The organism is Nocardioides sp. NPDC023903 (genome assembly GCF_040639295.1).
GTDB lineage: Bacteria > Actinomycetota > Actinomycetes > Propionibacteriales > Nocardioidaceae > Nocardioides.
Genome location: NZ_JBEZZS010000108.1, coordinates 1 through 1,099 on the forward strand (window position 1 = coordinate 1; position 1,099 = coordinate 1,099).

A 1,099-nucleotide genomic window follows, 5' to 3' on the forward strand; every position below is an offset into this window, starting at 1 on the left:
CGTTCACCAGCGCCCCGGCTATCAGCACCCGCCGCCCGTATCGAACGGCCAGCACCCCGACCGAAAGCCCGGCTCCCACACCGGCGCCGACCGCGAACAGTGCCGACGTCAGCCCGGCCCGCAAGGGTGACCATCCGAGCCCACCTTGCATGAACAGCGTCCACACCAGGAAGAACCCGCCCATGGCGATCCAGAACAGCAACCAGGTGCCCAGCCCGATCGCGAACGGCCGACCCCGCTGTAGACCGCAATCGCCTTGCCGCGCTCGTCTTTCGGGAACGTCGTCTGAATGACGGCCAGAATCTGCGGCCACCATCAGCGCGCCCATCGCACCCTGCGCGAAGCGGGAGCCGATGAGCACGGCGGGATCGGTGGCGAGCCCGCAGGCCGCGGAGGCGATCGTGAAACCGGCCATGCCGATGAGGAAGACGCTCGGCATCAAGCCTCGTCACTTCGGCATGCTGAAACTCCTGAGCGCACACGACGGCCGCACCCAGCAGGAGCTCGGCGAGGCGCTGGAGATCCACCGCAACGTCATGGTCGGGCTGGTGGACGACCTGGAGAAGCGCGACCTCCTGGAGCGGCGTCGCCACCCCGGTGATCGCCGGGCTCACGCGCTTCGTCTACTGCCTGCCGCCCATGCCCTCCTCGCCGAAGCCGAGCAGCGAGTGGCCGAGCTCGATGCCGAGCTCCTGTCCCCGCTGCCGCCCGAGGACCGCGTCCTCTTCCTCGATCTCCTGCGCCCAACCGCCGAAGGTAACGGTCTCCGCCCCGGCATCCACCCCGGCCTCACCAGGTAACGCCCTCGCCGGACCGTCACGATCCAGCATCGGAGGCTGCAGTTGAGCGCACTCGTGGCAAGAATGGATCGGGGGCCGGGAAATTTTTTCGGGTGGCGGGAATGAATCGCCGCAGCTACTGGTTGTGCTGATCAACAACATGAGCGGATCTGACTCAACTTCGAGTTGACTCATCGTGGGACTCGCAGGCAGGATTGAGCCCACTACGCTCAGCATCCGGTCGCCCTCCTCAAGCGGCGACTGGATCCGTGGCCTCGGCGTCGGGAGAGGCACTCGACGGAGCCGACTCGTGGCGAGGC

1 protein-coding gene and 1 pseudogene are annotated in these 1,099 nt (G+C 67.2%); one reads left to right on the forward strand and one right to left on the reverse strand.

The features are described from left to right. Positions 1 to 439 (reverse strand): annotated as a pseudogene (locus AB0F44_RS30280) (hypothetical protein); the annotation flags it as partial. Here AB0F44_RS30280 and AB0F44_RS30285 point away from each other — a divergent pair. Beyond that, a complete protein-coding gene (locus tag AB0F44_RS30285; protein WP_357361084.1) occupies positions 420 to 800 on the forward strand; it encodes a helix-turn-helix domain-containing protein in 381 nt (126 codons plus the stop codon). The pseudogene AB0F44_RS30280 and the gene AB0F44_RS30285 overlap by 20 nt on opposite strands. The last annotated feature ends 299 nt before the right edge of the window (positions 801 to 1,099 follow it).

Coding starts and splice junctions, on each gene's coding strand:
- AB0F44_RS30285 (WP_357361084.1), top strand. CDS start 420: ATGAGGAAGACGCTCGGCATCAAGCCTCGTCACTTCGGCATGCTGAAA.